The sequence below is a fragment of the Hydrogenophaga sp. genome (genome assembly GCF_051858985.1).
Taxonomy (GTDB): Bacteria; Pseudomonadota; Gammaproteobacteria; order Burkholderiales; family Burkholderiaceae_C; genus Hydrogenophaga.
Genome location: NZ_JBHYGM010000001.1, coordinates 154365 through 180564 on the forward strand (window position 1 = coordinate 154365; position 26200 = coordinate 180564).

At 66.5% G+C, this 26200-nt stretch carries 21 protein-coding genes; 10 read left to right on the top strand and 11 right to left on the bottom strand.

The window, feature by feature from the left end:
- The first annotated feature begins 30 nt into the window (after window positions 1–30).
- From ACTIEY_RS00745 to ACTIEY_RS00760, 4 genes are all read left to right on the top strand, one after another.
- Window positions 31–3537, top strand: coding sequence for a DUF2126 domain-containing protein (locus tag ACTIEY_RS00745; protein WP_439517233.1), 3507 nt, complete (start codon window positions 31–33; stop codon window positions 3535–3537).
- A gap of 91 nt (window positions 3538–3628) precedes the next feature.
- Complete coding sequence (locus ACTIEY_RS00750; RefSeq protein WP_439517234.1) at window positions 3629–6229, top strand: circularly permuted type 2 ATP-grasp protein; 2601 nt, start codon at window positions 3629–3631, stop codon at window positions 6227–6229.
- Window position 6230: 1 nt separating this feature from the next.
- Window positions 6231–7193 carry a transglutaminase family protein gene (locus tag ACTIEY_RS00755; RefSeq protein WP_439517235.1) on the top strand — a complete coding sequence of 321 codons (963 nt, stop codon included), beginning with the start codon at window positions 6231–6233 and terminating at the stop codon, window positions 7191–7193.
- A gap of 51 nt (window positions 7194–7244) precedes the next feature.
- Window positions 7245–7712 (top strand): RidA family protein, encoded by a 468-nt coding sequence (locus ACTIEY_RS00760; RefSeq protein WP_439517236.1) that lies wholly within the window; start codon window positions 7245–7247, stop codon window positions 7710–7712.
- 4 nt (window positions 7713–7716) lie between these two features.
- Here ACTIEY_RS00760 and ACTIEY_RS00765 read toward each other — a convergent pair whose 3' ends face one another.
- From ACTIEY_RS00765 to ACTIEY_RS00780, 4 genes are all read right to left on the bottom strand, one after another.
- Window positions 7717–7896 carry a hypothetical protein gene (locus ACTIEY_RS00765; protein ID WP_439517237.1) on the bottom strand — a complete coding sequence of 60 codons (180 nt, stop codon included), beginning with the start codon at window positions 7894–7896 and terminating at the stop codon, window positions 7717–7719.
- Window positions 7897–7898: 2 nt separating this feature from the next.
- Window positions 7899–8999, bottom strand: a complete 1101-nt coding sequence (locus tag ACTIEY_RS00770; protein WP_439517238.1) for a DNA glycosylase AlkZ-like family protein — start codon at window positions 8997–8999, stop codon at window positions 7899–7901.
- Window positions 9000–9008: 9 nt separating this feature from the next.
- On the bottom strand, window positions 9009–11354 hold the full coding sequence (parC, locus tag ACTIEY_RS00775) for a DNA topoisomerase IV subunit A (RefSeq protein WP_439517239.1): 2346 nt from the start codon (window positions 11352–11354) through the stop codon (window positions 9009–9011).
- Between the two features lie 118 nt (window positions 11355–11472).
- Complete coding sequence (locus tag ACTIEY_RS00780) at window positions 11473–13443, bottom strand: DNA topoisomerase IV subunit B (protein ID WP_439517240.1); 1971 nt, start codon at window positions 13441–13443, stop codon at window positions 11473–11475.
- A 155-nt stretch (window positions 13444–13598) separates the two neighbouring features.
- Here ACTIEY_RS00780 and ACTIEY_RS00785 point away from each other — a divergent pair, with 155 nt between their 5' ends.
- The 5 genes from ACTIEY_RS00785 (at window position 13599) to bamC (ending at window position 17693) form a co-directional block, all read left to right on the top strand.
- Window positions 13599–14846: an MFS transporter gene (locus ACTIEY_RS00785; RefSeq protein WP_439517241.1), complete on the top strand. Its 1248-nt coding sequence runs from the start codon at window positions 13599–13601 to the stop codon at window positions 14844–14846.
- Window positions 14843–14971, top strand: coding sequence for a hypothetical protein (locus tag ACTIEY_RS00790; protein ID WP_439517242.1), 129 nt, complete (start codon window positions 14843–14845; stop codon window positions 14969–14971). The genes ACTIEY_RS00785 and ACTIEY_RS00790 overlap by 4 nt, the downstream gene beginning before the upstream one ends.
- Entirely contained in the window at window positions 14971–15525 is a 555-nt protein-coding gene (locus ACTIEY_RS00795; RefSeq protein WP_439517243.1) for a class I SAM-dependent methyltransferase, read from the top strand. Before ACTIEY_RS00790 ends, ACTIEY_RS00795 begins: the two co-directional genes overlap by 1 nt.
- Before the next feature lie 74 nt (window positions 15526–15599).
- Entirely contained in the window at window positions 15600–16499 is a 900-nt protein-coding gene (gene dapA, locus ACTIEY_RS00800) for a 4-hydroxy-tetrahydrodipicolinate synthase (protein WP_439517244.1), read from the top strand.
- Between the two features lie 90 nt (window positions 16500–16589).
- A complete protein-coding gene (bamC, locus tag ACTIEY_RS00805) occupies window positions 16590–17693 on the top strand; it encodes an outer membrane protein assembly factor BamC (protein WP_439518249.1) in 1104 nt (367 codons plus the stop codon).
- Between the two features lie 4 nt (window positions 17694–17697).
- Here bamC and ACTIEY_RS00810 read toward each other — a convergent pair whose 3' ends face one another.
- Both ACTIEY_RS00810 and ACTIEY_RS00815 read right to left on the bottom strand, forming a co-directional pair.
- Window positions 17698–18219 carry a hypothetical protein gene (locus tag ACTIEY_RS00810; protein WP_439517245.1) on the bottom strand — a complete coding sequence of 174 codons (522 nt, stop codon included), beginning with the start codon at window positions 18217–18219 and terminating at the stop codon, window positions 17698–17700.
- Between the two features lie 16 nt (window positions 18220–18235).
- On the bottom strand, window positions 18236–19375 hold the full coding sequence (locus ACTIEY_RS00815) for a JmjC domain-containing protein (RefSeq protein ID WP_439517246.1): 1140 nt from the start codon (window positions 19373–19375) through the stop codon (window positions 18236–18238).
- A 14-nt stretch (window positions 19376–19389) separates the two neighbouring features.
- On the opposite strand from ACTIEY_RS00815, the gene ACTIEY_RS00820 reads away from it, so the two are divergent.
- Window positions 19390–19941, top strand: a complete 552-nt coding sequence (locus ACTIEY_RS00820) for an FKBP-type peptidyl-prolyl cis-trans isomerase (protein WP_439517247.1) — start codon at window positions 19390–19392, stop codon at window positions 19939–19941.
- 12 nt (window positions 19942–19953) lie between these two features.
- Here the strand turns inward: ACTIEY_RS00820 and dut are convergent, their stop codons facing one another.
- The 5 genes from dut to dxs all read right to left on the bottom strand — a co-directional run bounded on the left by dut (window position 19954) and on the right by dxs (window position 26187).
- Complete coding sequence (gene dut, locus ACTIEY_RS00825; protein ID WP_439517248.1) at window positions 19954–20403, bottom strand: dUTP diphosphatase; 450 nt, start codon at window positions 20401–20403, stop codon at window positions 19954–19956.
- A 38-nt stretch (window positions 20404–20441) separates the two neighbouring features.
- Window positions 20442–22244, bottom strand: a complete 1803-nt coding sequence (locus tag ACTIEY_RS00830) for a TRAP transporter large permease (protein ID WP_439517249.1) — start codon at window positions 22242–22244, stop codon at window positions 20442–20444.
- Between the two features lie 2 nt (window positions 22245–22246).
- Window positions 22247–22846: a TRAP transporter small permease subunit gene (locus ACTIEY_RS00835; RefSeq protein ID WP_439517250.1), complete on the bottom strand. Its 600-nt coding sequence runs from the start codon at window positions 22844–22846 to the stop codon at window positions 22247–22249.
- A gap of 172 nt (window positions 22847–23018) precedes the next feature.
- Window positions 23019–24098, bottom strand: a complete 1080-nt coding sequence (locus tag ACTIEY_RS00840) for a TRAP transporter substrate-binding protein (RefSeq protein WP_439517251.1) — start codon at window positions 24096–24098, stop codon at window positions 23019–23021.
- 193 nt (window positions 24099–24291) lie between these two features.
- Window positions 24292–26187, bottom strand: a complete 1896-nt coding sequence (gene dxs, locus ACTIEY_RS00845) for a 1-deoxy-D-xylulose-5-phosphate synthase (RefSeq protein ID WP_439517252.1) — start codon at window positions 26185–26187, stop codon at window positions 24292–24294.
- Window positions 26188–26200: the final 13 nt, after the last annotated feature.

Sequence of the window (26200 nt, forward strand, 5' to 3'; positions counted from 1 at the left end):
ATTCCTGTTTTTCCCTGTCGAAAGCTTTGCATGGCCATCCACGTTGCCCTGAGCCACATCACGCATTATCGGTACGACCGTCCGGTCAAGCTTGGGCCTCAGGTGGTTCGTCTGCGTCCCGCCCCGCACAGCCGCACGAAGGTGCTCTCGTATTCGCAGCGCATCGAGCCCGGCATGCACTTCATCAACTGGCAGCAGGATCCGTTTGCCAACTACCAGGCGCGGCTGGTGTTTCCGGAGCCCACCACGGAGTTCAAGGTCACCATCGACCTGGTGGTGGAAATGGCGGTGTACAACCCGTTCGACTTCTTCCTGGAACCCTCGGCCGAGAACTTCCCGTTCGAATACGAAGCCAGCCAGCTGCAGGAACTCGCGCCCTACCTCGCCACCGCGCCCAGGACGCCGCTGCTCAAGGCCTACTTGGCCGAAGTGGACCGCAGCGAACGCCGCACCATCGATTTCCTGGTCGACATCAACCAGCGGCTGCAGCGCGACATCGCCTACACGATCCGCATGGAACCCGGGGTGCAGGCGCCGGAGGAAACGCTGAAGATCAAGAGCGGTTCCTGCCGCGACAGCGGCTGGCTGCTGGTGCAGATCCTGCGCCACATGGGCCTGGCGGCGCGCTTCGTCTCGGGCTACCTGATCCAGCTCACGTCGGACGTGAAATCGGTCGACGGCCCGAACGGTCCCGAGAAAGATTTCACCGACCTGCACGCCTGGTGCGAGGTGTTCCTGCCCGGCGCCGGCTGGATCGGGCTGGACCCGACCTCGGGCCTGCTGGCCGGCGAGGGCCACGTGCCGCTGGCCTGCACGCCGCAGCCTTCGAGCGCCGCTCCCGTGGAAGGCGCGGTGGACAAGTGCGAGGTGACCTTCAGCCACCACATGGGCGTGACGCGCATCTACGAATCGCCGCGTGTGACCCTGCCTTACACCGAAGAGCAATGGGCCGGCGTGCTGGCGCTGGGCGAGAAGGTGGATGCCGACCTGGAAAAAAATGACGTGCGCCTGACCATGGGCGGCGAGCCGACTTACGTGGCCACGGCCGACCGCGATGCCGCGGAATGGAACACCGACGCGCTCGGGCCCACCAAGCGCGGCTACGCCACCGAACTGCTGGGCCGCCTGCGCGAGCAGTACGGCGCCGGTGGCTTCGTGCACATGGGCCAGGGCAAGTGGTACCCGGGCGAACAGTTGCCGCGCTGGGCGCTCTCGATGTTCTGGCGCGCCGATGGCGACACCATCTGGAACAACCCGGCGCTGCTGGCCGATGAGCGCGACGAAGCCCACTACACCGCCGACGACGCGCGCCGATTCACGCAGGCGCTCGCGCGCAAGCTGGGCCTGTCCACGCAGTACATCACCCCCGGCTACGAGGACACCTGGTATTACCTGTGGCGTGAGCGCCGCCTGCCGGTGAACGTGGATCCGTTCGACAGCAAGCTCGACGACGAGCTGGAGCGCGCGCGCCTGCGCCGCGTGTTCACGCAAGGGCTCGATGCCACGGTCGGCTACGTGCTGCCGCTGCAGGCCTCGGGTCCCAGCGGCGCGCTCTCCAGCAACGGCAAGGCAGGCTACCCGCGCATCTCCGGCACGGTGTGGTCCACCGGCCCCTGGTTCTTCCGCGACGAGCGCATGTACCTGATTCCGGGCGATTCGCCCATGGGTTATCGCCTGCCGCTGGATTCGCTGCCCTGGGTGTCGGCCGGCGACTACCCGTACCACATCGAGCAGGACCCGCACTCCGCGCGCGACCCGCTGCCGCGCGGCGCGGCGGTGAAACATCAGGTATCGCCTCATCAGGTGGGCGGCGGCTTTGCCGAAGGTGGCACGGTCTCGATGCAGAGCGTCGACTACGAAGTCGAGGGCGAAACGGTGGAAGGACTGCGGCCTGGTCAGCCCGGCCCGGGTTCGGCGCCTTCGCAGGCGCTCTCGTCGCGCTTCCCGCAGCGCGCTGAATCGGCCGCCTGGCTCACGCGCACCGCGCTGTGCGTGGAAGCGCGCGATCCGCACCGCTCCAACGGCCCCAAGGCCGAGAAGGCCGGCGGCGGCAAGAGTCACCACCTGTATGTGTTCATGCCACCCATGGTGCAACTGGAGGACTACCTGGACCTGCTGGCCGCCGTGGAAGCCACCGCCGAGAAGCTGGGGATGACCATCGTGCTCGAAGGCTACCCGCCGCCGCGCGACCCGCGCCTGAAGATGCTGCAGGTCACGCCCGATCCCGGTGTGATCGAGGTCAACATCCATCCGGCGCACAACTGGGGCGAACTGGTGGAGCACACCGAGTTCCTGTACGAAGCGGCACACCAGACGCGCCTGTGCGCCGAGAAGTTCATGACCGATGGCCGCCACACCGGCACCGGCGGCGGCAACCACTTCGTGCTGGGCGGCGCCACGCCCGCGGATTCGCCCTTCCTGCGCAAGCCGGAGTTGCTGGGCAGCCTGCTCGCCTACTGGCACAACCACCCTTCTCTTTCGTACCTGTTCAGCGGCCTGTTCATCGGCCCGACCAGCCAGGCACCGCGCGTGGACGAGGCGCGCAACGACCAGTTGTACGAGCTGGAGATCGCGCTCGCGCAGATCGAGAAGAACCGCGAGACCTATGGCGAGGACATGCCGCCCTGGATGGTGGACCGCACGCTGCGCAACATCCTGATCGACGTGACGGGCAACACGCACCGCAGCGAGTTCTGCATCGACAAGTTGTACTCGCCCGACTCCCCCACCGGCCGCCTGGGCCTGCTCGAGCTGCGCGCTTTCGAGATGCCGCCGCACGCGCGCATGAGCATCGCGCAGCAGCTCTTGCTGCGCGCCATGATCGCGCGCTTCTGGAAGCAGCCGTGGAACGGGCGCCTGACGCGCTGGGGCACCGAGCTGCACGACCGCTACCTGCTGCCGACCTTCGTGCGCATGGACTTCGAGGACGTGCTCGCCGACATGGCCGACATCGGCTACGACTTCGACATGGCGTGGTTCGAGCCGCACTTCGAGTTCCGCTTCCCACTGGTCGGCGAAGTGGCGGCGCGCGGCATCGAGCTCACCATCCGCAGCGCGCTGGAACCCTGGCACGTGATGGGCGAGGAAGGCGCACCCGGAGGCACCGTGCGTTACGTGGATTCGTCGCTGGAACGCGTGGAAGTGCTGGTCAAGGGCTTGAACGAAAGCCGGCATGTGGTCACCTGCAACGGCCGCGCCCTGCCGCTGATGAGCACCGGCACGGTCTCTGAGTTCGTGGCCGGCGTGCGCTACAAGGCCTGGAGTCCGCCTTCAGCCCTGCACCCGTCGATTCCCGCCCACGCGCCGCTGACCTTCGACATCGTCGACACCTGGCTGCAGCGCTCGCTGGGCGGCTGCCAGTACCACGTCGCCCACCCGGGCGGGCGCAACTACGACACCTTCCCCATCAATGCCTACGAGGCCGAGAGTCGCCGGCTGTCGCGCTTCTTCCAGATGGGCCACACGCCCGGGCGCATGGTGGTGGAACCGGCGTTCAGCAGCCGCGAATTCCCCTGCACGCTCGACTTGCGCACCTGAGCCCGGGCAAACCCGGGCTGTGTGAAGCATGCAACAAGGCGACACCGACGGCCCGGGGCCCCGAGCACCTGCGCGGGCATACTCGGGAGCAGTGAATCCCGAACCGACCGAATCCCTCTTTGACGGGCTGCGTCCGGACGCCCCCGGCGATCTGGCGCTCTCGCTCGCGGTGCCCGCCGACGCCGGCCACCGCGACGAGCTGCGTGCGGGCGCTGCGGCGGAGGTGCCTGGGCTTGCGCCCACCTGGGCCCGTTTCTTCGAGCACATCGGCACCGACGGCTTCGCCGACCTGAACCGGCGCAGCGAGAACCTGCAGCGGCAGATCCGCGACAACGGCGTCACCTACAACGTGTACGCCGACAAGGCGCGCGGCCTGGAGCGACCCTGGGCGCTGGACCTCTTCCCCAAGATCATCGACCCGCAGGACTGGGCCCGCATCGAAGCCGGCGTGCTGCAGCGCACGCGCCTGCTCAACGCCATGATGGCCGACCTGTACGGCGAGCGCGAACTGCTCAAGCGCGCGCTGCTGCCGGCCGCGCTGGTGCAGGGCCATCCGGGCTACCTGAGGGCGATGCAGGGCGTGCGGCCGCCAGGTGACACCTGGCTGCACATCGTGGGCTTCGACCTGGCGCAAGGCCCGGACGGCCAGTGGTGGGTGGTGGGCCAGCGCACGCAGGCGCCCTCAGGCCTGGGCTACCTGCTGGAGAACCGCATCGCGATTTCCCGCCAGTTCCCCAAGGCCTTCGCCGGCATGAAAGTGCAGCGCCTGGCGGCCAGCTACCGCGCGCTGATGGACGGCATCAAGCGCATGGCGCCCGAGGGCGAGAACGCGCGCATCGCGCTGCTCACGCCCGGGCCGTACAACGAAACCTATTTCGAGCACGCCTACCTGGCGCGCTACCTGGGTCTGACGCTGGTGGAGGGCAATGACCTCACGGTGCGGGACCAGCGCCTGTTCCTCAAGACGCTCGGCGGCCTGGAACCGGTGCACGCGCTCATCAAGCGGCTGGACGACGAGTGGCTGGATCCGCTGGAACTCAGGTCGGATTCCCGCCTGGGCGTGCCCGGCCTGCTGCAGGTGCTGCGGGCGGGCAACCTTCTGCTGGCGAATGCGCCCGGGTCGGCGCCGCTGGAATCGAGCGCACTGCTGGGCTTCCTGCCGGCCATCAGCCGCCACCTGCTCGGGGAAGAACTCAGCATGCCGTCGCTGGCCACCTGGTGGTGCGGCGAAGACGCCGCACTGCGCGAAGTGCTCCCGCTGCTCAAGGACAGCGTGATCAAGCCCACCTACCCACGCTCGGAACTGGAGACGGTGATGGGCCAGAGCCTGGGCGAACGGCAGCTGGACGAATGGTCGGGACGCATGGCGCGCCACCCCGACAACTACACCGTGCAGTCGTGGCTGCCGCTGTCGCAGACGCCCACCTGGTCGGGCGAGCGCCTGATTCCGCGGTCGGCGATGCTGCGCGTGTTCGCGCTCGCCAACGGACCGAAATCCTGGTGCGTGCTGCCCGGCGGTCTCGTGCGACTGGCGCCGCGCGGCGAACTGATCGCAGCCATGCAGCGCGGTGGCAGCAGCGCCGACTGCTGGGTCGTCACCAACGGGGCGGTGGACCACACCAGCCTGCTACAGACCGCACCCAGCACGCTCTCCATGGCCCTGCAGAAGCAGCCCGTGACCAGCCGCGCGGCCGAGAACCTGTTCTGGCTGGGTCGCTACACCGAGCGCGCAGAGAACACCATCCGCCTGGCGCAGATCGCGCTGTCGCACCTGGGCGGCGAGGAGCCGAGCTCCCGCCCGCTCATGGCCTGGCTGTCCGACACCGCACGCGAGCACGCGCTGGTGCTGCCCGACGTGCCCGCGGCCACGCTCTCGCCGCGCGTGTTCGCACGCAGCCTGATCGCGTCGCTCTCGCCCCATCCCGACACGCCCATGGAACTGCAGGCGCTCAGCGTGGGCTTCAACCTTCGTGCGCTCAAGCTGTCGGCCTCGCAGGTGCGCGAACGCCTGTCGCAGGAACACTGGAACCTCATCGAACGCGTGGAATCCGCGTTTGCGCACGATTGCGCGGCCCTGTCCACCGACGCCGAATACGCCATCGCCGAGGCGCTGACCGCACTGCAGAACGCGAGCGAGCTGCTGGCGGCCATCACGGGCTCGCAGACCGACCGCATGGTGCGCGACGACGGCTGGCGAATGCTCTCCATGGGTCGTCACATCGAGCGGCTGATCACGCTTTCGCGCGCGCTCGCGCTGGGTCTGGAGCACCGATGCGTGCACGACGCCGCCGGCTTCGAAGCGGTGGTGGCCCTGTTCGACAGCACCATCACCTTCCACGCCCAGTACCAGCAGCGTCGCGACATGGTGGCACTGATCGACCTGCTGGTGATGGACCGCGACAACCCGCGCTCGCTCGCCTGGGTGGTGCACACGCTGCGCTCGCGCCTGGCCAAGCTGGCCCAGAGCGCCACGCCGCAAGATGCGGTACTGGCGCGCAGCCTGCCCAACCCCGACACCTGGGTGCTGCCCGACCTGAGCAACTGGCAGCGCAGCCCCGATGGCCTGCGCACCTGGAGCGACCTGACCACGTTGCTGGAAGAATGCGAGGCCGCAGCGGTTGATCTGTCCAACGAGCTCACACGACTGCATTTCAGTCATGCGGACCAGCGCAATCAATCGCTCGGTGCTTGACATGCTGTTGAGAATCCTCCACCGCACCCGCTACCGCTACCACGCCGCGATCGACCTCGCGCAGCACATGGTGCACCTGCGGCCGGTGGACACGCCGACGCAGCAGGTGTTGCAACACGAACTGCGCATCGACCCCGAACCCGCCGCACGCAGCCACACCACCGACGTGTTCGGCAACCAGCGCACCTTCTTCTCCTTGCAGGCCCACCACGCCGTGCTGACGGTGGAGGCCGACAGTGTGGTGAGCACGCACGCACCCGAACCGCTGCCGCTGGGACAGCCCTGGCGCGCCATGAGCTGGGAGCGTGTGCGCGAGCATTTCCGCTACCGTGCGATGGCACCATTCGATCCCGCGAGCGAGTTCCTGTTTCCCTCGCCCTACGCGCCACGCGATGATCATTTCTCGGATTTCGCGCGCCCTGTCGTCAAGCCTGGGCTGCCCGCGCTGGAAGCCGCGCGCGCGCTGATGGAACACATCCACACCGAACTGACCTACGAGACCGACAGCACCGAAGTGAACACGCCGGCGGTCGACGCGCTGGCACAGCGCAAGGGCGTGTGCCAGGACTTCGCGCACATCATGATCGGCTGCCTGCGCAGCCTGGGCCTGCCCGCCCGCTACGTGAGCGGCTACCTGCTCACGCGCCCGCCGCCCGGGCGGCCCCGACTGATCGGTGCAGACGCCTCTCACGCCTGGGTGTCGGTGTATGTGCCACTGCTCACCGAGCAAGAAGACGAGTCCCCGGCTGGCGGATCATGGTTCGACTTCGACCCGACCAACAACCGCTGCGGCTGGGGCAGCCCCGGCGAGGACTACGTGACGCTGGCCACGGGGCGCGACTTCGGCGACGTCTCGCCCATGCGCGGCGTGATCCAGAGCGGCGCGCGCCACACGCTGTCGGTCGCGGTCACTGTCGCACCACCCGACGAACTCGCCGAACTCGCTTCGATCACGCCTGCCTGAAGTCTGGCGCTGCGCCGATAGAATGGCCCGCTCATTCTTCAGGAGTCTCCCATGTCCGTTCACGACCAGCTCAAGAGCCTCGGCATCACCCTGCCTCCCGTCTCCGTACCCGCCGCTGCCTACGTGCCCTTCGTGCAGACGGGCAACCTGATCTTTCTGAGCGGCCACATCGCCCGGAAGGACGGCAAGCCCTGGGTCGGCCAGCTCGGCCTGACCATGACCACCGATGAAGGCAAGGCCGCTGCGCGCGCCGTGGCGATCGACCTCATGGGCACACTCTCGGCCGCGTGTCTCGCCGCCGGCAAGACGCTGGACGACGTCAAGCGCGTCGTCAAGGTGCTCAGCCTGGTCAACTCCACCGCCACCTACACCGAACAGCACCTCGTCACCAACGGCTGCAGCGAACTGATCGGTCAGGTGTTCGGACCGGTGGGCGCCCATGCGCGCAGCGCCTTTGGGGTGGCGCAGTTGCCGATGGGCGCCTGTGTGGAGATCGAGCTGATCGCAGAGCTGGCCTAGGAATTCACTTCCTGCGGCGCTCGTTCGCCCGCCGCACCTGACGGCTCTGATGGGCCTGGGCCACCGCCACTTCCTTGGCCGCGCGTCGGCGAGCGAAGTGGCGCACGGCCCAGCGCGCCACACCGAACGACAGCGCCGCCACCAGCGCTGCCACCACCAAGCCGATCCATTCGCCGTTGTCCATGCTCAAGTCTCCTGGGTGAGGAAGATCTGGAAGCGCGCCAGTTCATCATCGAGCGCGCGCTGGAACCCAGGGCCTTTCGGCCGTTTGACTGCAAATCCCAACTGGTGTGACAAGCGCCCGCGTTCCATGCGCAGGTTGGCCCAGCCCACCATGTCTTCTCCCCACAGCACGGGCAAGGCGTAGTGGCCCATGGTGCGCTTGGGGGCCGGCACATAGGCTTCGAACCGGTAGGTCCAGTCCCACAGCATGGCAAAACGCCGCCGGTCCCACACCACGGGGTCGAAGGGCGCCAGCAGCCGAAGACCTTCGCCGGGCTGGTGGCGGCGGGAAGCCGGGTTTTCGTCCGCGGGCCAGAACCAGCTGGTGCCATCGACCACGGCGTGGTTGTAGCGTTCGCGCGCTGCCCTCGCCGCCGCCCGCGTTTCCACCGTCAGATGCGGCGCCCCATAGCGCAGGAGCGTCACCAGATAACCCAGGCTGGGCGAAGGGATGGGCGCATACAGCGCCACGATGGCATCGACCAATGCCTCGGCACGCGCCCGGCGCGCTGCGGGACTGTCGTCCTGTTCGACGTGGCGCATCGCCTCGTAGATCCGCGTGCCCGCTTCCCGACGGCGCACGCGCAGCCAGCCGTGGTGGTGCATGTGTTCGAGCAGGCGGGTGCTGGCATTGAGTTCGCCGCCCCAGTATCCAGCGATGCGTCCGTGGTGAGCAAAGGCCTCGCCCACCTCGCGCGGATGCACCGCGCCGCGCGCCTGCACGAACGCCAGCACCTCCTGTGCGCGGTCCATGGTGAGCGCGTCCCAGGGGCGACGCGGCGTGCGCGGATGCAGCATGGCCTGCATCGCGCGAGGCATGAAGCCGTAGTTGACGAAGGCGTCTTCCTCGATGCCCAGCCGCTCGTATCGACGCGCCAGATCGCCCGCCCTGTAACCACGCACGCGCTGGAAAAGGATCAGGTCCTGCGCACGGGCCGGTGCGCGCATGGGATCGGCCTGAACGAAGCCCAGCCGGCGAATCGCAGCCGGCAGGGTGACGGGCTTGAACAGGCTGCGCGCGATCGCGTAGCGGCGCAGATCGGCCAGCGTGGGCGAGCGCGCCATGGAGCAGCCCTACTCCACCCGGGTGATCCGGTTGGGTTTGAACCCCAGGTCGGCCGCCTTCCCTTTGCGGGCACGCGCTGCGCGGGCGTTGTTCAGGCTGCGGATCTCCAGCGTTTCGTCGCGTTCCTTGCCACCACGACCGATGCCTTCGATCTTCACGCTGCGCGTATAGGCGGCCGCGCCGGCCAGCGTGTCCTTGGGTTCCAGGTCGAGCAACATGAGGCCGCGACCACCCTTCTCCATCATCTTGAGTTCGCTGATCTCGAAGGTGAGGATGCGCCCACCGGTGGAGGCACAGCACACGTGCGTGGCGGGCACCAGTGCCAACGAGCCGGACGTGAACGCCGCGTGCGACGGCGCGCAGGGCGTCTCGCCCTCGCCAAGGTTGAGGAAGGTCTTGCCGCCGCGCTGGCGCGAAACCATGTTCTCCACGGTGGCCAGGAAGCCGTAGCCCCCGCTGTTGCTGAGCAACAGCGCGGCGTTGGCGGGGCCAGCGAAGTAGTGCAGAGGCTGTGTCCCGGTTTCCAGTTCGATGAGCGTGGTGATGGGCTGGCCATCGCCGCGCGCACCGGGCAGGCTCGCCACGGGCACGGAGTACACACGGCCATTGCTGCCGAAGGTGATGAGCGTGTCCACCGTGCGGCACTCGAAGGTGCCATACAGACCATCGCCGGCCTTGAAGGCGAAGCTGCCGGCCTCGTGGCCATGGCCGGTGCGCGCGCGCACCCAGCCCTTGCTGGAGACCACCACCGTCACCGGTTCGTCCACCACCTTGATCTCGGCCACAGCCTTCTTCTCGGTCTGGATCAGGGTGCGGCGCGCATCGGCGAAAGTCTTCGCATCGGCTTCGATTTCCTTGACCATCAGGCGCTTCAGGCTGCCCGGGTTGGCCAGGATGTCTTCGAGCTTGCCCTGCTCCTCCTTGAGCGACTTGAGTTCCTGTTCGATCTTGATGGCTTCGAGCCGCGCAAGCTGGCGCAGGCGGATTTCAAGGATGTCTTCGGCCTGCCGGTCGCTGAGCCTGAAGCGCTCGATCAACGCGGCCTTGGGCTCGTCGCTCTGCCGGATGATGGCGATCACCTCGTCGATGTTGAGCAGCACAAGCTGCCGACCTTCGAGGATGTGAATGCGGTCCAGCACCTTGGTCAGGCGGTGCTGCGAGCGGCGCGTGATGGTGGATTGGCGGAACTCGATCCACTCGGTGAGTATCTGCCGAAGCGACTTCTGCGTCGGCCGGCCGTCCAGTCCCACCATGGTGAGGTTGATCGGGGCCGAGGTTTCCAGGCTGGTGTGCGCGAGCAGCGCGGTGATGAGTTCCTGCTGCTCGATGCGGCTGCTCTTGGGCTCGAACACCAGGCGCACCGGTGCGTCCTTGCTCGATTCGTCGCGCACGCCGTCGAGCACCATGAGGATGCTGGCCTTGAGCTGCGTCTGCTCCTGCGACAGCGCCTTCTTGCCGGCCTTCACCTTGGGGTTGGTGAGTTCCTCGATTTCTTCCAGCACGCGTTGCGTGCTCACGCCCGGCGGCAGCTCGGTGACCACCAGTTGCCACTGGCCGCGTGCGAGGTCTTCGATCTTCCAGCGCGCGCGCACCTTGAGGCTGCCTCGCCCCGTGCGGTAGGCATCGGCGATGTCCCCGGCCGGGCTGATGATCTGGCCGCCGCCGGGGTAGTCCGGCCCGGGAAGGATCGCGAAGAGTTCGTCGTCCGACAGCTTGGGGGTCTTGATCAGCGCCACGCAGGCGTCGGCCACCTCGCGCAGGTTGTGGCTGGGTATCTCGGTCGCCAGACCCACGGCAATGCCGCTGGCGCCGTTGAGCAGGTTGAACGGCAGGCGCGCGGGCAACTGCCTGGGCTCCACCGTGGAGCCGTCGTAGTTGGGCACGAAGTCCACCGTGCCTTCGTCGATCTCGTCGAGCAACAGCGTGGTGATCTTCGCCAGCCGCGCTTCGGTGTAGCGCATGGCCGCTGCGCCGTCGCCATCGCGCGAGCCAAAGTTGCCCTGCCCGTCGATCAGCGGGTAGCGCTGCGCGAAGTCCTGCGCCATGCGGACCAGCGCGTCGTAAGCCGCCTGGTCGCCGTGCGGGTGGAATCGGCCGAGCACGTCGCCCACCACGCGCGCGCTTTTCACCGGGCGCGCTGCCGTGTTGTTGTTGGGACCGGAAAAGCCCAGCCCCATGCGGTCCATGCTGTAGAGGATGCGCCGCTGCACCGGCTTCTGCCCATCGCACACGTCGGGCAGCGCGCGGCCCTTGACGACCGACAGCGCGTATTCCAGATACGCGCGCTGGGCGTAGTTCGCGAGGTTCAAGCCGTCGTCCGGATCGGACAAGGGCAGTTCAGGAGTTTCAGTCATTGCAACTCAGTTCTTCGTTCAAGGCAGTGATTCGGTCAAGGACACCGCAGATCCGGCTTTGCCGGTCTGCCAGTGTCGCCCCTGAGGGGTGACGCGAAGCGGCGCGGGGGGAGTTCAACTAGATGTCTATCTCCACGGAGTCGCCGTGCAACTCCATCAACTCACGGCGCGAGGCGGCTTCGCCCTTGCCCATGAGCTTGGTGATGAGGGCTTCGGTGCCGGCGAAGTCGATCGCGCCCAGCACCACGGGCATGAGGCGTCGCGTGTCGGGGTTGAGGGTGGTGTCCCACAATTGCTCGGCGCTCATCTCGCCCAGGCCCTTGAAGCGGCTGATCTGGCATTTGTCCCGCGGCACGCCGTCCTTGGCGCACTTGTCCAGGATGGCGTGCAGCTCGCCTTCGTCCAGCGCGTACTGCTTGGCGGCCGGCTTCTTGCCGCGGGCGGGAATGTCCACGCGGAACAGCGGCGGGCGCGCCACGAACACGTGGCCCGCCTCGATGAGCTTGGGAAAGTGGCGAAAGAACAGGGTGAGCAGCAAGACCTGAATGTGCGAACCGTCCACGTCGGCGTCGCTCAGGATGCAGACCTTGCCGTAGCGCAGGCCGGAAAGGTCGGGCGTGTCGTTCGGCCCGTGCGGGTCGACGCCAATGGCCACCGCGATGTCGTGGATCTCGGTGTTGGCGAACAGGCGGTCCCGCTCGACTTCCCAGGTGTTGAGCACCTTGCCGCGAAGCGGCAGCACCGCCTGGCTTTCCTTGTCGCGGCCCATCTTGGCGCTGCCGCCGGCCGAATCGCCCTCGACCAGGAACACCTCGTTGTGTGCCAGGTCCTTGCTTTCGCAGTCGGTGAGCTTGCCGGGCAGCACGGCCACGCCGGAGCCCTTGCGCTTCTCGACCTTCTGGCCCGCCTTCTGGCGGAACTGCGCGGCCTTGATGGCCAGTTCGGCCAGCTTCCTGCCGTAGTCCACGTGCTGGTTGAGCCAGAGTTCGAGCGCAGGGCGCACGAAGCTGCCGACCAGCCGCACCGCATCGCGCGAATTCAGGCGTTCCTTGATCTGCCCCTGGAACTGAGGGTCCAGCACCTTGGCAGAGAGCACGTAGCTGGCGCGCGCGAACACGTCTTCGGGCAGCAGCTTCACGCCCTTGGGCAGCAGCGCGTGCAATTCGATGAAGCCCTTGACCGCCTGGAACAGGCCGTCCCTCAGGCCGCTTTCGTGCGTGCCGCCCGCGCTGGTGGGGATCAGGTTGACGTAACTCTCGCGCACGGGCTGGCCGTCTTCGGTGAAGGCCACGCACCAGGCGGCGCCTTCACCCTCGGCAAAGCTGTCGTGACCGCTGTCCGCGAAGCCTTCGCCTTCGAACAACGGGATCACCGGGTCGCCGGTCAGGGTCTGCTGAAGGTAGTCGCGCAGGCCGCCCTTGTAGAGCCAGGTCTGCGTATCCCTGGTCTTTTCGTTCACCAGCGTCACGGTCACGCCCGGCATCAGCACCGCCTTGCTGCGCAGCAGGTGCGTGAGTTCGGCCATGGGCAGCGCGGCGGACTCGAAATATTTCGCGTCGGGCCAGGCGCGCACCGTGGTGCCCTGCTTGCGGTCGGCCTCGCCCCGGGGCGTCAGCACCAGCGGCTCGATCACGTCGCCGGCCGAGAAGGCCAGCCTGGCCACCTGGCCTTCTCGGTAACTCGTGACCTCCAGCCGGGTGGAAAGCGCATTGGTGACGCTCACGCCCACGCCGTGCAGGCCGCCCGAGAAGCTGTAGGCCCCGCCCTTGCCCTTGTCGAACTTGCCGCCCGCGTGCAGACGCGTGAACACCAGTTCGACCACCGGCGCCTTTTCCTCCGGGTGCAGACCGAACGGAATACCGCGGCCATCGTCTTCCACGCTGACGGAATGGTCCGAGTGCAGCGTGACCTTGATCTTCTTGCCGTGTCCGGCCAGGGCCTCGTCGGCCGCGTTGTCGAGCACTTCCTGAATGATGTGCAGCGAGTTGTCGGTCCGGGTGTACATGCCCGGGCGCTGCTTGACGGGCTCGAGGCCCTTGAGGACACGGATCGAGCCCTCGGAGTATTCGTGGGGGGTTTGGGTCGCCATGGGGGCGGATTGTATGCGCGCCCACCCAGAATCACTGTATGCATTTACAGATTCCTCAGTGGCACGGACGATCCATGCGTCCGCGTCATCAATCCCGCCGTCCGATGTCAAAGGCGCGTCCGGCACAAAGGCGGCATCTTCGCTACATTTCCCGGATGTCCTCCGCGCCCCTCACGACCTCCCCGCAGGCTCCACGCCTGTCCGCCCTGCAGGTGCTGGCCTGCGGCGCCCTCATCGTCACCCTGTCCATGGGGGTGCGGCACGGCTTCGGCCTGTGGCTGCAGCCCATCACCCAGGCCCAGGGGTGGACGCGCGAGACCTTCTCGTTCGCCCTGGCGGTCCAGAACCTTTCCTGGGGCCTGTTCGGCATCTTTGCCGGCATGGCCGCCGACCGCTTTGGCGCCTTCCGTGTGCTGGCAGGTGGCGCGGTGCTGTACGCGCTGGGCATGGCCGGCATGGCGCTCAGCACCAGTTCGCTCATGTTCGCGCTCACCACGGGCGTGCTCATCGGCGCTGCGCAAGCCGGCACCACCTACGCGGTGATCTACGGCGTGATCGGTCGCCAGATGCCCGCGGAAAAGCGCTCCTGGGCCATGGGTGTTGCGGCGGCGGCCGGCTCGTTCGGCCAGTTCCTCATGGTCCCCGTGGAAGGCTGGCTGATCAGCAACGTGGGCTGGCAGCAGGCCCTGCTCTTCCTGGGCGTGCTGCTGCTGCTCATCATTCCGCTGGCACTGGGACTGCGGGAACCTGGCTTTGCCGCGGGCGAGGCCCCCAGGCGCGACCAGACCATCGCGCAGGCACTGCGCGAAGCCTTCCGCTACCGCAGCTTCCAGTTGCTCATGGCAGGCTATTTCGTCTGCGGCTTCCAGGTGGTGTTCATCGGCGTTCACATGCCCAGCTACCTCAAGGACAACGGTCTGTCGCCCCAGGTCGCCAGCTATGCCCTGGCGCTGATCGGCCTGTTCAACGTGGTCGGCACCTATGCGGCGGGCGCGCTGGGACAGCGCCTGGCCAAGCGCCACATCCTCGCGTTCATCTACTTCGCTCGGGCGGCCGCCATTTCGGTGTTCCTGATCGTGCCGCTCACGCCCGCCAGCGTGTACGTGTTCGCCAGCGTCATGGGCGTGCTGTGGCTCTCCACCATCCCGCCGACCAACGCGGTTCTCGCGCAGATCTTCGGTGTGGCCCACATGTCCATGCTCAGCGGTTTCGTTTTCTTCAGCCACCAGATCGGCAGCTTCATGGGCGTCTGGCTCGGTGGCGTGCTGTACGACCGCACTGGCAGCTACGACATCGTGTGGTACCTGTCCATCGCGCTCGGGGTCTTCGCCGGTCTGGTCAACCTGCCGGTGCGCGAGTCGCCGATCGTGCGCGCCCCGCAAGGCGTAAGGGCGGTCGCGTGAAGCCCCTCGCGCTGCGGGCGCTGGTCTGGACCGCGGTCGCTGCGGGCCTGCTGGCCACGCTGGCGCTCTACCAGCGGCCCGATTTCCTCGTCAACCTCGCCGACCAGATCTGGAGCTGCTTCTGATGCACGGCACCGAGGCCCCGTCGGCCTGGGTGCGACGCTGGGCGCATCTGGTGCCGGCCGGCGGCAGCGTGCTGGACGTGGCCTGCGGCCACGGGCGGCACCTGCGCTGGTTCGCCGCATGCGGTCATCCGGTCACGGGGGTGGACCGGTCACCCGAGGCCATCGCAGCCGTGGCAGGCGTCGGACGGACGGTGCAGGCCGACATCGAGCAGGGTCCGTGGCCTTTCGAGGGCGAATCCTTCGGCGCCGTGGTGGTGACCAACTACCTCTGGCGCCCCCTGTTGCCGACGCTGTTGGACAGCGTGTCAGAAGGCGGTGTGCTGATTTACGAGACCTTCGCCAGCGGCAACGAAAGTGTGGGCAAGCCCTCGAGGCCGGACTTTCTCCTGCAAAGCGGTGAACTTCTGGACGTCTGCAGGGACCTCAGGGTGGTGGCGTTCGAAGACGGGTTCTGCGACCGCCCCGAACGCTTCGTTCAGCGCATTGCCGCGGTCCGAAAACGTCCCGCCCACCCAGGCTCCCCCCCAAGGTACCCACTGGATCCCACTGGGTAGAATGCGTGATTCGCGCGCCGGTTGCGCGCCCTGCTGAAAAGGGCGCACCCGTCGCCCTCCATCGGACCCCGAACATGACACCCATCACCGGCAGCATCGTCGCCCTGGTCACGCCCATGCAGGAAGACGGCAGCGTGGACTATCCCACCCTGCGCAAACTGATCGACTGGCACATCACCGAAGGCACCGACTGCATCGGCGTGGTCGGCACCACGGGCGAATCCCCCACCGTCACGGTGGAAGAGCACTGCGAGATCATCCGCGTCTCGGTGGAACAGGCGCGCACCCATGGCGACAAACGCGTGCCCATCATGGCCGGCTGCGGCGCGAACTCCACCGCCGAGGCCATCGAACTCGCGCGCTTCGCCCGCAGTGTCGGTGCCGACTGCCAGCTGCAGGTGGTGCCCTACTACAACAAGCCGACTCAGGAAGGCCAGTACCAGCACTTCAAGGCCATTGCCGAAGCCGTGGGCGACCTGCCCACCATCCTCTACAACGTGCCGGGCCGCACCGTGGGCGACATGCACCATGACACCGTGCTGCGCCTGGCGCAAGTGCCCGGTATCGTCGGCATCAAGGAGGCCACCGGCAACATCGAGCGCGCGCAGTGGTTGATCCGCGAAGTGCCGAAGGGTTTTGCGGTGTACTCCGGAGACGACCCCACCGCTGTGGCGCTCATGCTGTGTGGTGGCCAGGGCAATGTCAGCGTCACCGCCAACATCGCGCCGCGCCTGATGCACGAACTGTGTGTGGCAGCCGTGGCGGGTGACGTGAAGCGCGCGATGGAAATCCAGTTCCAGTTGCTGCCCGTGCACAAGAACCTGTTCGTCGAAGCCAATCCGATCCCGCTCAAGTGGGCCATGTCGCGCCTGGGTCTCTGCAAGGAAACCCTGCGCCTGCCCATGACGCCCATGTCGCGAAACCTCGTGCCGCTGGTCGAGGGCGCTCTCAAAGAAAGCGGCTTGCTGGCCTGATCCGGCCCGCTCGCCTTCGTCGATTCCACCCGTCCCCAACAAGTCCCCTCCATGTCCATCCGCCAACCGAACACGACCCCCTCCACCCGGATGAGCCCGTCTCGCTCCGCCTCCAGCCTGCCGGTGCGCCTGAGCGCCTTGGCGATCGCTGCGCTCGTGGTCTCGGGCTGCTCCGTCTTCCAGGAAGACAAGATCGACTACAAGGGCGCCGCGCGCGGCAGCACGCTGGACGTGCCGCCGGACCTGACGCAGCTCAGCCGCGATTCGCGCTACAACGTCCCGGGCTCGGTGGTGACGGCCAGCGGCTATCAGTCGGCCCAGCCGGCTGCGGCTGGAACGGGCACCGCAACCGTGACGGTCGGTGACGTGCGCATCGAGCGCGCTGGCACGCAGCGCTGGCTGGTGGTCGACCGCCCGGCCGACAAGCTCTGGAGTCCGGTGCGCGATTTCTGGCAGGAGAACGGCTTCCTGCTGGAAGTCGACCAGGAATCGCTGGGCATCATGGAAACCGACTGGGCCGAGAACCGCGCCAAGCTGCCGCAGGATTTCATCCGCTCGACCATCGGCAGGATTTTCGACAGCGCGTATTCGACCGGCGAACGCGACAAGTTCCGCACCCGCCTGGAGCGCAATCCGGCCGGTGGCACGGAGATCTACGTCAGCCACCGCGGCATGGTGGAGGTCTACTCCAACACCGAGAAGGACCAGACGGTCTGGCAGCCGCGTCCGGCCGATGTGGAACTGGAAACCGAATTCCTGCGCCGCATGATGATCAAGCTCGGCGTGAGCGAAGCGCAGGCCAAGGCCGTGACCGCCACGGCGCCGGTGCAAGCCGCGGCCCGCATGACCATGGTCAACAACGCTCCGGTCGTGCAGTTCGACGACAACTTCGACCGCGCCTGGCGGCGTGTGGGCCTGTCGCTGGATCGCACAGGCTTCACGGTGGAAGACCGCGACCGCAGCCAGGGCACGTACTTTGTCCGATACGTTGAACCGGTCACCACCACGAAACCGGGCTTCATCAGCCGCATCTTTGGCGCTTCGACGCCCGAAGCCAGTGCAGCTCGCTACCGTGTGGTGGTGCGCAGCGTCGAGAACAAGACCACGGTGTCCGTGCTCGATGGCCAGGGCAGGGCCGACGGCTCGGCCAACGCCCAGCGCATCGCCCAACTGCTGGCCGACGACCTCAAGTAAGTCGTCAGAGGCCGAGGGTCGACGCCGGGAAGGCTGGCGTCCCCTTCTGCCACCACAGGTTCAGCCGCTCCCGCAGCGCCACGCGGCGCGCTGCGTCGTGGCTGGCCAGCAGCGTGCCGCGGGCCGGATCCAGTCGCTCCATCGTCCAGCCGGGTGACCACACCGCGCTGGGCAGTTCGCCCAGTGCGGCGTTCGCGCAGGCATGCGCTTCCACCAGGTGAGACCACGTCACGCGCCACTGCACAAAGCGCGGGTGGCGCTCGCGCAAATCACGGTAGTCCCTTGCGATCAACTGCAGTGTGCGACCGCGTGCCGACCAATCGTGCAGCGAGGCCACCACCTCGCGCTCGCCCAGCGGCCAGTCGGCGAAATCCACATCGCACAGCACGATTCGAGACCAGCCTTCTGCTGCGGCCGTGGCCAGCGCCTGGCGCACCACATCCACAAACAGCGCATGCCCTTCCATGCGCCCTTGCGGCAGCGCGGGCAGGCCCGACGGTGGTGTTGCTTCGTCCACAGGGTTCATCTGCGACTCCAGATCTTCAATCGATGACGGGATGCAGCCAGCCTGCTTCGAACCAGTCCTGCAGCAGGGCCCTGGCATCGGCGCTGGCCTGCTTCACCTCGCGCGTGGAAAGCACACGCCGGTCCGCCAGCGTGCGCATGAGGCGCGCATCGGCGCCCCCCGCGCGAAAACTCTCCCCGTTGATGAACACATGGTGTTCGTCGTACATCATGCGCGTGCGCCGATCCAGCCTCAAGGCAGCGGGCGTCCAAGCGCCGGAGGCTTCGTCGAACCAGATGTGGGGCTTGGGTTCGGTCATGACCTCACCGAGCGCACAGGCGAGCGATCGGCGATCGGCGAGAAGCCGCTGCAAGGCATCGAGGGCGAAGTCGCGAAGCGCCTCGGGGATGGCCGCGGGGTGCGCCGTGGCAGCCTGGCGAGGGTCGCGGTACAGCGTGTCGTCCTGAAGTTCGTCCGCCATGCGCTGCAACAGTTCTCCAGCCAGTCCTCCTCGTTGGGGCGCCCGGAATCCTATCGAGCAGGTGGTGCAGTCACCACCCACGGCCACGCCGTCGTGCGCCCACCGGGGCGGCAGGTAGAGCATGTCGCCAGGACCGAGCAGGTGCTCCTCCTCAGGTTCGAAATGTCGAAGGATCTTCAGGGGCACATCGGGTTGCAACGAAAAATCGCTCTGCCGACCGATTCGCCAGCGCCGCTGACCGGTGGCCTGCAACAGGAAGACGTCGTAGCTGTCGAAGTGGGGTCCCACGCCACCGCCATCGCTGGCCCAGGAGATCATCAGGTCGTCCAGCCGCGCATCGGGCACAAAACGAAACCGCTGCAAGAGTTCGTGCGCCGCATCCAGATGCTGGTCCACCCCCTGCACCAGCAAGGTCCAGCCGGGCTGCTTCAGGGGCGGCAGGCTGCTTCGGCCCAGAGGGCCCTGGCGCAGGGTCCAGCCGGCGCCCTGGCGCACGATCAGGCGCGACTCCACGCCCTCCTGGCCCGCCATGTCAAACAGTTGCTGGCGCGAGGCCAGGGGCCGAAAACCCGGCACCGCTGCGCGGATCAGTAGCGGCTTCTTCTGCCAGTGGCGGCGCATGAATTGCGCCGGCGTGAGCCCCCCCAGCAATGGCGTGGGTGTGTCGGGAAGGCTGGTGGCTGGTGCGGGTGTCATGGGACAATTGTCGGATGAAAATCAACCAACAATGCGTGGTCGCACTGACCTGGACCCTCAAGGACACGCTCGGCGAGGAGCTCGACGTGCTCGAAGAGCCGGTGGAGTTCCTGGTCGGCGGCAACGACTTGCTGGCCAAGATCGAGGAGGCCTTGCTCAACCACTCCGCGGGCGACACCATCGAACTGCACCTGGAGCCGGTGGACGGCTTCGGCGAGTACGACGACCGTCTGCTCTTCCTGGAGCCACGCCATCTGTTTCCGGACGAACTTGAGGAAGGCATGGGTTTCGAGGGTCTGCCCGAAGGTTGCAACGCGGCGGCACCCAGGGATCGCCTGTACTTCGTCAGTGACATCTACCCCGAGCACGTCGTGCTCGACGCCAACCACCCGCTCGCAGGGATTGCCCTGCGGATCGTGATGAAGGTGCACTCGGTGCGCGAGGCCGAGGAAGGCGAGATTGGTCGGGGCACGCTGGGCACCGGTTTCTTCCGCATGGAAGTGCACGCCCCGGACGAGCTTCAGGGCCCCGGCATCACACCGCCCGGTCCCAGGACACTTCACTAGACGGCGGACGCCTCAGCCGCGACCGGTTGAACCGTAGCCCCCCGCGCCGCGCTCGCTCGCGGCCGCGAAGTCGTCCACCACGTTGAAGCGCGCCTGCACCACGGGCACGATCACCATCTGTGCGATGCGCTCCATGGGCTCGATGGTGAAAGCCACGTCGCTGCGGTTCCACGCACTCACCATGAGCTGGCCCTGGTAGTCGCTGTCGATCAGACCCACGAGGTTGCCGAGCACGATGCCGTGCTTGTGGCCCAGGCCGGAGCGCGGCAGGATCATGGCGGCGTAGCCGGGGTCGGCCAGATGGATCGCCAGGCCCGTGGGCACCAGTTGCCAGGCGTTGGGCGCCAGCGTGAGGGGCGCATCGAGGCAGGCCCGCAGGTCCAGGCCCGCGCTGCCCGCGGTGGCGTACGCCGGAAGCTGGCTCGCTATGCGCGCGTCCAGCACCTTCACATCAATCTGCATGCCGTCACTCCGACCCGGTTGGGCCACTTGGTTGTTTTTCAGGGTTTTCTCAGGCTGTCCTGCAGCGCCTTGCCAGGATCGTCCTCCGGCTCCTGCGCGGGCGCGGAGGCATCGGGCTCCGGCACTTCGGCGGCCTCTTCGGCTGGCGCCTCTTCTTCTTGCGGCGCCTCTTCCTGCGGTGAGGCCTCCTCCAGACCGGGCATGTTGCGCAACATGTCGCTCACGGCGTCGTCATCCACCTGAACCTTGGCACCCAGGCTGCCGGTGACCAACGTGGGGTTGAGCACCACCACCGCCACCATGATGAGTTGCAGGATGATGAAGGCGATCGAACCTTTGTAGATCTGTGCAGTGGTGACCGCCGGGATGCGCTCTTTCGTGACCACGTCCGTGTAGTCGCTTCGCGCGGCCACGCTGCGCAGGTAGAACAGCGCAAAGCCGAAGGGCGGTGTGAGGAACGAGGTCTGCAGGTTCATGGCGAGGATCACGCCGAACCAGATCAGGTCGATGTCCATCTTGGCCGCAACCGGCGCGAGCAAGGGCACCACGATGAACGCGATCTCGAAGAAGTCGATGAACATGCCCAGCACGAAGACCAGGATGTTCACGAACAGGAGGAAGCCCATCTGGCCACCCGGCAGCTTGTCGAACAGGTGCTCGACCCAGATGTGGCCATCGGCGGCGTTGAAGGTGAAGCTGAAGACGGTGGAGCCGATGAGAATGAACAGCACGAAGATGGCGAGCTTGGTGGTGCTCTCCAGCGCCTGCTTGAGCAGGCTCCAGGTCAGGGCCCGGCGCGCGCTGGCCATGATGAGCGCGCCCAGCGCGCCCATGGCGCCGCCTTCGGTGGGCGTGGCGATCCCGAGAAAGATGGTGCCCAGCACCAGGAAGATGAGTACCAGGGGCGGAATGAGCACGAAGGTGACCTGCTCGGCCAGGCGAGAAAGCAGCCCGAGCCGGAACAGCCGGTTGAGCAAGGCCAGCGCGAGGGCCAGCAGGGAGCCGACGGTGATCGACAGGATCACCACCTCGTCGCCCGCGGGACTGAACTCGCGCCCGATCAGCGGGTTGATGACCGACTCATGCACTTGCGACCACGCAAAGCTCACAGCCGCACACAGTGCAAGCAGCACCAGCAGCGAACGGTGGCCGCTCGATCCGTCGGGCTCGTTGTAGATGCGCGCTTCGGCTGGCAGGGCCGGCACCCAGCGGGGTTTGATGATGGCCACGCCGGCGATGAACAGCAAGTACAGGCCCACGAGCATCAGACCGGGGATCAGCGCACCGGCGTACATGTCACCGACCGACCGGCCGAGCTGGTCGGCCAGCACGATCAGCACCAGCGAAGGCGGGATCGCCTGGGCGAGCGTGCCCGACGCCGTGATGGTGCCGGTGGCGATGGTGCGGTTGTAGCCGTACCGCAGCATGATGGGCAACGAGATCAAACCCATGGAGATGACCGCAGCCGCCACCACGCCCGTGGTGGCAGCCAGCAACGCGCCCACCAGAATGACGGCCACCGCCAGGCCACCTCGAACGGGGCCGAACACCTGCGCCACCGTCGCCAGCAGATCCTCGGCCATGCGGCTGCGCTCGAGGATGATGCCCATCAGGGTGAAGAAGGGGATGGCGAGCAGCGTGTCGTTCTGCATGATGCCGAACACGCGCAATGGCAGGGCCTGGAACAGGTTGGAGGGGAACAGGCCGGCCTCCATGCCGATGAAGCCGAAGAACAGCCCGGTGGCGGCGAGCGCGAAGGCCACCGGAAAACCGGACAGCAGGAAAACCAGCAGTCCCGCAAACATCATGGGGACAAAATTGGCGCCAATGAATTCGATCATGATCACTGCGCTCCCTTGAGCCGCGCCTGCGCTTCGTCGAGCAGTTGCTGGGCCAGTTTCTCTTCATCGGTGGGGCCGTCGTGGGCCAGCACGTCGGGCCCGTGGCCGGTGAGAAACGCGATGCGCTTGATCAGTTCGCTGACACCCTGCACGAACAGGATCACGAACCCCAGCGGGATCAGGCCGTAGACCGGCCACCGGATCAGGCCACCCGAGTTGGACGACATCTCGCCCGTGTTCCACGCTCGCTCGAACAGCGGCCAGCCGAGCGTGGCCATCATGTAGCAGAGGGGAAACAGGAAGATGAGGATGCCCAGGACATCGACCCAGTTGCGGCCCCGCGCGCTGAACCTGGAGGAGATGAAATCGATGCGCACATGGGCGTTGCGCAAGAAGGCGTAACCACTGCCCAGCATGAACACCGCGGCAAACAGGTACCACTGGATTTCCAGCAAGGCGTTGGAGCTGCTGTCGAACAGCTTGCGCACGATGGCGTTGCCGGCGCTGATGAGGGTGGTGGCCAGAATGAACCACATCACCAGCTTGCCGATGAAATCGCTGAAAGCGTCGATGAGGCGGGAGATTTTCAGTAGAAAAGGCATGGGATTCCCCGTTTGAAGGGCGGTCTCGAAGGCAACCGGGTAGTCTAGCGGACAGCACCCGACATAGCTCAACAACGGCCTACACCAGCGCGTGCCGACGCCGTTCCAAGCGTGAGCCCGCCCGAGCAAAAAACCCCGCCAGGGCGGGGCTTCCTGCAGAGGCGGTGGTGGATTACAGCTTGGCCGCCTGCATGTAGCGGTCGAACTGCGCTTCGGTGAAGCGGAACCACAGGTTCTGGTCCTTGCGGAAGTTCGAGTAGTCGGTGTAGATCTTCTTCCACTTCGGGTTCTTGGCGTTGTTCTCTTCGTAGAGCTCCATGGAGTTCTTGAACGCAGCGTCCATGATCACCTTGGGGAAGGCCAGCACCTTGGTGCCCGCGGCCACCAGTTGCTTGAGCGCAGCCGGGTTCAAGGCGTCGTACTTGGCCTGCATGGTGGTGTGGGCGATGGCGGCCGCACATTCCACGATCGCCTTGTTCTCGGCCGAGAGCGCGTTGTAAGCCTTGTTGTTGACGTAGAGGGAGAGCTGCGGGCCGCCTTCCCACCAGCCAGGGTAGTAGTAGTTCTTGGCGACCTTGTTGAAGCCGAGCTTCTGGTCGTCATACGGTCCGATCCACTCCGTGGCGTCGATCGTGCCCTTCTCCAGCGCTTGGTAGATCTCGCCGCCAGGGATGTTCTGCGGCACACCGCCCATGGTGGTGAGCACCCGGCCTGCAAAGCCGCCAATGCGCATCTTCAGGCCCTTGATGTCGGCCAGCGTCTTGATTTCCTTGCGGTACCAGCCGCCCATCTGCGCGCCGGTGTTGCCCATGGGGAAGTTGACGATGTTGTATCCCTCGTAGAACTCGCGGAACAGCTTCATGCCGTTGCCTTCGTACATCCAGGCCGTCATCTGCCGGCTGTTCAGACCGAAGGGAATCGCGCAATCAAGTGCAAAGGTGTCGTCCTTGCCGAAGAAGTAGTAAGGCGCGGTGTGAGCACATTCCACCGTGCCTTCCTGTACCCCGTCCACCACGCCGAAGGCCGGCATGAGTTCGCCACCTGGGTGAACGGAGACGGTGAACTTGCCACCCGTCATTTCGTTCACCTTTTTGGCGAACACATCGGCCGCGCCGAAGATGGTGTCGAGTGCCTTGGGAAAACTCGAGGCCAGTCGCCACCGGATGGTGGCCTGGGCATGCACCGCTGGCGCGACACCGGCGGTCAGCACGCCGGCGATACCGGCGTGCTTGATCATTGATCGACGATCCATATTGTTTGACTCCGTGGTTTTGATTGGGAATACACCCGGAGCGGCGAACCGCGCCGGAGACTTTTCAGTCCGAGGTCATTGTAGAAATGGCACCCGTGACGCAGTCAGGGGTTTTCCCTTGAAACACGCCCTGTGGCAGGGCATGTTCAGGCGCTTGCCAGCTATCTCACGGCCGGTGCACCGGCCGGGTGCATCAGCTCACGACCTTGAGGTTCGCCGGTGCGTGCAGCAGCGCATCGAAGCGCGCGCGAACCGAGGCTTCGATGCCGCTGGCGTCCAGGCCTTGCAACGACAGCAGCTTGGCGGGATCGCCATGCTCGATGAATTCATCGGGCAAGCCCAGTTGCAGCACCGGCAGGTTGAGGCCTTCCGCCTGCAGCGCTTCCAGCACCGCGGAGCCCGCGCCGCCTTGCACGCAGCCCTCTTCCAGGGTCACGATCGCGTCGTGGCTTTGCGCGATTTCACGCAGCAGTTCCACATCGAGCGGTTTGGCCCAGCGCATGTTGGCCACACTGGCCCCAAGTTTCTCGCCCGCCACCAGCGCGGGCTGGAGCAAGGTGCCGAAGGCCAGGATGGCCACGCCGCGGCCCTTGCGGCGCAGCTCACCGCGCCCATACGGCAATCCTTCCAGGCCCTCGGGCTGTGCCCCGCCTGCACCCGCACCGCGCGGGTAACGAACGGCCACTGGATGGTTCTGTTCAAACGCGGTGCTCAGCAACTGACGGCACTCGGCTTCGTCGGCCGGGCACGCCACGGCCATGTTGGGAATGCAGCGCAGGTACGCAATGTCGTAGGCCCCTGCGTGGGTGGCGCCATCGGCACCCACCAGTCCGGCGCGGTCGAGCGCAAACACCACGGGCAGGTTTTGCAGCGCCACGTCGTGGATGAACTGGTCGTAGCCCCGCTGCAGGAATGTGGAGTAGATCGCCACTACGGGCTTGAGGCCTTCGCACGCGAGGCCGGCTGCGAATGTCACCGCGTGCTGCTCGGCAATGCCGACGTCGAAATAACGCGCAGGAAAGCGACGTTCGAATTCGACCATGCCCGAGCCTTCGCGCATGGCGGGTGTGATGCCCACCAGCCGCGGGTCGGCGGCGGCCATGTCGCACAGCCATTTGCCAAACACCTGGGTGAAGGTCGTCTTCGCTGGGGTCGTCGACTTGACCAGGCCGACCGCAGGGTCGAAGGTGCCCGGACCGTGGTAAGCCACTGGGTCGGCTTCGGCGAGCTTGTAACCCTGGCCTTTCTTGGTCACCACATGAAGGAACTGCGGGCCGCTGTCGGTATCGAGCAGGTGGCGGATGTTCTCCAGCGTGGGGATGAGCGAATCGAGGTCGTGGCCGTCGATGGGCCCGATGTAGTTGAAACCGAATTTCTCGAACAACGTGGCGGGCACCACCATGCCCTTGGCGTGCTCTTCCAGCCGCTTGGCCAGTTCGAACAGCGGCGGCGCACCCTTGAGCACCTGCTTGCCCACGTTCTTGGCCGCGGCATAGAACTGCCCGCTCATCAACTGGGCCAGGTACCGGTTGAGCGCCCCCACCGGCGGCGAGATCGACATGTCGTTGTCGTTGAGCACCACGAGCAGGCGGCCTTCGGCAACGCCCGCATTGTTCAGGGCTTCGAAGGCCATGCCGGCGGTCATGGCGCCATCGCCAATGATGGCCACGGACTTGCGTTTCTCGCCCTTGATCCTGGCCGCCATCGCCATGCCGAGCGCCGCCGAGATGCTGGTGGATGAATGCGCAGTGCCGAAGGTGTCGTACTCGCTTTCGTCGCGACGTGGGAAACCGCTGATGCCACCCAGCTGGCGCAGCGAGCCCATGCGGTCGCGCCGTCCCGTGAGGATCTTGTGCGGATAGGTCTGGTGGCCCACGTCCCACACCAGCCGGTCTTCCGGGGTGTCGAAGACATAGTGCAGGGCCAGGGTGAGTTCCACGGTGCCCAGGTTGGAACTGAGGTGGCCGCCGGTGCGGGCCACGCTTTCGAGCAGGAAGGTGCGCAGTTCATCGGCCAGCGGCGTGAGTTGCGCGCGCGAGAGGCGGCGAACGTCCTTGGGCGACTCGATGGTGGACAGAAGAGAACTCATGGGCAAATTGGCT

Coding starts and splice junctions, on each gene's coding strand:
- bamC (WP_439518249.1), top strand. CDS start 16,590: ATGAGCCCGTCTCGCTCCGCCTCCAGCCTGCCGGTGCGCCTGAGCGCC.
- ACTIEY_RS00830 (WP_439517249.1), bottom strand. CDS start 22,244: ATGATCGAATTCATTGGCGCCAATTTTGTCCCCATGATGTTTGCGGGA.
- ACTIEY_RS00745 (WP_439517233.1), top strand. CDS start 31: ATGGCCATCCACGTTGCCCTGAGCCACATCACGCATTATCGGTACGAC.
- ACTIEY_RS00760 (WP_439517236.1), top strand. CDS start 7,245: ATGTCCGTTCACGACCAGCTCAAGAGCCTCGGCATCACCCTGCCTCCC.
- ACTIEY_RS00795 (WP_439517243.1), top strand. CDS start 14,971: ATGCACGGCACCGAGGCCCCGTCGGCCTGGGTGCGACGCTGGGCGCAT.
- dapA (WP_439517244.1), top strand. CDS start 15,600: ATGACACCCATCACCGGCAGCATCGTCGCCCTGGTCACGCCCATGCAG.
- ACTIEY_RS00765 (WP_439517237.1), bottom strand. CDS start 7,896: ATGGACAACGGCGAATGGATCGGCTTGGTGGTGGCAGCGCTGGTGGCG.
- dut (WP_439517248.1), bottom strand. CDS start 20,403: ATGCAGATTGATGTGAAGGTGCTGGACGCGCGCATAGCGAGCCAGCTT.
- ACTIEY_RS00835 (WP_439517250.1), bottom strand. CDS start 22,846: ATGCCTTTTCTACTGAAAATCTCCCGCCTCATCGACGCTTTCAGCGAT.
- parC (WP_439517239.1), bottom strand. CDS start 11,354: ATGACTGAAACTCCTGAACTGCCCTTGTCCGATCCGGACGACGGCTTG.
- ACTIEY_RS00780 (WP_439517240.1), bottom strand. CDS start 13,443: ATGGCGACCCAAACCCCCCACGAATACTCCGAGGGCTCGATCCGTGTC.
- ACTIEY_RS00820 (WP_439517247.1), top strand. CDS start 19,390: ATGAAAATCAACCAACAATGCGTGGTCGCACTGACCTGGACCCTCAAG.
- ACTIEY_RS00755 (WP_439517235.1), top strand. CDS start 6,231: ATGCTGTTGAGAATCCTCCACCGCACCCGCTACCGCTACCACGCCGCG.
- ACTIEY_RS00840 (WP_439517251.1), bottom strand. CDS start 24,098: ATGGATCGTCGATCAATGATCAAGCACGCCGGTATCGCCGGCGTGCTG.
- ACTIEY_RS00815 (WP_439517246.1), bottom strand. CDS start 19,375: ATGACACCCGCACCAGCCACCAGCCTTCCCGACACACCCACGCCATTG.
- dxs (WP_439517252.1), bottom strand. CDS start 26,187: ATGAGTTCTCTTCTGTCCACCATCGAGTCGCCCAAGGACGTTCGCCGC.
- ACTIEY_RS00770 (WP_439517238.1), bottom strand. CDS start 8,999: ATGGCGCGCTCGCCCACGCTGGCCGATCTGCGCCGCTACGCGATCGCG.
- ACTIEY_RS00810 (WP_439517245.1), bottom strand. CDS start 18,219: ATGAACCCTGTGGACGAAGCAACACCACCGTCGGGCCTGCCCGCGCTG.
- ACTIEY_RS00785 (WP_439517241.1), top strand. CDS start 13,599: ATGTCCTCCGCGCCCCTCACGACCTCCCCGCAGGCTCCACGCCTGTCC.